The sequence below is a fragment of the Spirillospora sp. NPDC049652 genome (genome assembly GCF_040675125.1).
Lineage (GTDB): Bacteria > Actinomycetota > Actinomycetes > Streptosporangiales > Streptosporangiaceae > Spirillospora.
This window is the reverse complement of record NZ_JBFAOF010001056.1, coordinates 1-2,322: the sequence shown is the minus strand read 5'-3', so window position 1 is coordinate 2,322 and position 2,322 is coordinate 1. Positions and strand designations below refer to the sequence as shown.

General features: G+C 71.5%; 5 protein-coding genes. 2 read left to right on the top strand and 3 right to left on the bottom strand.

From position 1 onward, the window contains the following. Both AB0J52_RS36815 and AB0J52_RS36810 read right to left on the bottom strand, forming a co-directional pair. A partial coding sequence (locus tag AB0J52_RS36815; RefSeq protein ID WP_500187536.1) for an acyl-CoA dehydrogenase family protein occupies nt 1–307 on the bottom strand: 307 nt, incomplete at its 3' end. Between the two features lie 74 nt (nt 308–381). Beyond that, nucleotides 382–723 (bottom strand): cupin domain-containing protein, encoded by a 342-nt coding sequence (locus tag AB0J52_RS36810; RefSeq protein ID WP_500187535.1) that lies wholly within the window; start codon nt 721–723, stop codon nt 382–384. 220 nt (nt 724–943) lie between these two features. Between AB0J52_RS36810 and AB0J52_RS36805 the strand changes: the two genes are divergently transcribed. Then, complete coding sequence (locus AB0J52_RS36805; protein WP_500187534.1) at nt 944–1,228, top strand: hypothetical protein; 285 nt, start codon at nt 944–946, stop codon at nt 1,226–1,228. A gap of 87 nt (nt 1,229–1,315) precedes the next feature. On the opposite strand, the gene AB0J52_RS36800 is transcribed toward AB0J52_RS36805, so the two are convergent. Next, the gene (locus AB0J52_RS36800) at nt 1,316–1,891 is read right to left on the bottom strand and encodes a TetR/AcrR family transcriptional regulator (protein WP_500187533.1); all 576 of its coding nucleotides are present in this window, start codon (nt 1,889–1,891) and stop codon (nt 1,316–1,318) included. A gap of 95 nt (nt 1,892–1,986) precedes the next feature. Between AB0J52_RS36800 and AB0J52_RS36795 the strand changes: the two genes are divergently transcribed. After that, the coding region (locus tag AB0J52_RS36795; protein WP_500187532.1) for an MFS transporter at nt 1,987–2,322 on the top strand (336 nt) is incomplete at its 3' end.

Sequence of the window (2,322 nt, the reverse complement as noted above, 5' to 3'; positions counted from 1 at the left end):
GGTACAGGAACGCCGCCGCCCCGCCCGCGCCGCCGCCCGCGAGGCTCTCCAGCGCCACCGCCAGCTCCAGCAGCCCCTGCCCCGCCCCGCCGTACTCCTCGGGGACGGCCAGGCTGTGCCAGCCGCCCGCGACCAGCTCCGCCCAGAGCTCCTCGGGCCACCGCTTGTCCGCGTCGCACCGCTCCCAGTACGCCTGGTCGTACTTCCGGGCGATCGCCCGGACGCCTTCCCGCACGGCCAGGGCGGTCTCGGGCAGGTCGAAGTCCACTCGCGCCTCCTCCACGTCGTCCGCGCCACCGTAACCCACCGAATAAGTGGTCACTGACACGGGAGACTCTGCGGGCGGTCGACGGGCGGCGTGCGGGCGGTGGGCGGCGGAGGTCAGGCGTGCAGCGTCTTCACGACCGTGAGCAGGACGGCCGAGTCCTCCAGGGCGTCGAGGGAGTGCACCGCGTCCGGAACGATCAGCAGGTCGCCGGCGATGCCGTCCCACGCGTCCCGCCCGGCGACCAGCCGGATCCGTCCGTGCAGGACGTGCAGGGTCGCCTCGCCGGGGTTCTCGTGGTCGTCCAGCCGGGCCCCGGCGCGCAGGGCGATGAGCGTCTGCCGCAGCCGGCGCTCGTGGCCGCCGTGCACGGTCTCGGCCGACCGTCCGCTGGACGCCTCGCGGGCCCGGCCGAGGTGTTCCCGGACCAGTGCGGTGAGCGATCGCTTGTTCATCATTCCCCTGCGCGACGACGTGATGGCGGGCCTGCCTCACCCCACCTTTTCCCCGGGGCGTTCACGCCAGGGAAGAGCACGGGTCATCCGCCGGTCATCCCCGGGGAAAAACCGCGGGTGAACGGCGATGTTCCGGTCCGGATTCGCCGTCCGGCCCCTGGATTTCCTCCGCACGAGCATACGCTGGGTTAACGGTGAATTCCGGACTGGGGAGGTATCGGTCATGGAATCGCACATGCTCGCGATCGGCGCGCACCTCGGCGGCGGGCTCGGCGTCTGGTTGGGGCCGGTCATCGCCGCGCTCGCGGTGGCGACCATGCTGTTCGTCACCGGCCGGGGCCTGCTGGGCACGAACGCGGCGGGCCGCCGCCGCACCGTCCACCGCCTGGACGACTCCCATCTCAACTCGCTCGAACACGGCGGCTTCTACCAGTACGAGCCCGGGATGTACTCCCATTCCGACGTCGGCGACCGGCCGCCGCTGAAGTCGTCCAGGAACGACGGCTGAACGAAATCTGATATCGGCAACCCCGTTCTCAGGACACCGTTGTCCGAATTCCCGGCCGAGGGCCGTCCTTCTCGTTACTGAGCCGTTCTAGCCCGCCAGAACCGACTGGATGGACCTGGTCACCAGGTCGGCCGCGTCGTCGGCGTGCAGCCGTCCGCTGCGGACCTGCCCCGCCGCGCCGTGCAGGATGAAGTGCGCGACGTCGACCAGCCACTCGGCCGACATGTCGGTGCGGAAGACGCCCTGGTCCTGGCCCCGGCGGACCAGGTCGGCCATGCGCGCGGCGGGCGCTTCGTGGAGCGCGCGGATCCGTTCGGCCGGCAGCACGTCCTCGGCCGCCACCACCAGCGCCGAGGACTCGGCGACCAGCGCCCAGCTCGACGTCAGCAGCCGCTCCATCGCCCCGCGCGCGTCCCCTTCGAGGTCCACGGCCGACAGCACCGACGCCCCCGCCTCCAGGGCCTGGGTGAGCGCCGCCACGACCAGATCCGGCCGGGTGCGGAAGTGTCCGTACAGCGTCATCCGGCCGACGCCCGCGGCCTTGGCGATGTCGTCGATGGTGGCGTTCGGATCCGCGCTGAGCTGGGCGCGCGCGGCGGACACGATGCGGGCGATGTTGCGTTCGGCGTCGGCGCGGCGCTTGCCGCTCGCGGGGGCAGCCATGGTGATCAGCATAGCTCGTATGCGGAAGTACGGGTTATAGTCGCGGTCAAGAACTCGTATATCGACGTACGAGTTATGATCCTGAAGGGGATCCGATGACCCGAGATTCAGCCGGACGGGCGGACCCGCCCGCCGCGGCCGAGGCCGCCGTGGCACCGCATCCGGCGCGCTGGCGCATCCTGGGCTTCCTGGGAGTGGCGCAGCTGATGCTGATCCTGGACGTCACCGTCGTCGCGATCGCGCTGCCCCACATGGAGACCGACCTCGGTCTCAGCCGTGCGGCCCTGACCTGGACGGTCAGCGCCTACACCCTCACCTTCGGCGGGCTGATGCTGCTCGGCGGGCGGATCACCGACCTGCTCGGCGCCAAGCGCGTCGTGCTCGCGGGGCTCGTGGTGTTCACCGCGGCGTCGCTCGTCACCGGCCTGGCC

Bases quoted from the DNA above. Each gene is read 5' to 3' on its own strand.
- AB0J52_RS36810 (WP_500187535.1), bottom strand. From the start codon at position 723: ATGATGAACAAGCGATCGCTCACCGCACTGGTCCGGGAACACCTCGGC.
- AB0J52_RS36805 (WP_500187534.1), top strand. From the start codon at position 944: ATGGAATCGCACATGCTCGCGATCGGCGCGCACCTCGGCGGCGGGCTC.
- AB0J52_RS36800 (WP_500187533.1), bottom strand. From the start codon at position 1,891: ATGGCTGCCCCCGCGAGCGGCAAGCGCCGCGCCGACGCCGAACGCAAC.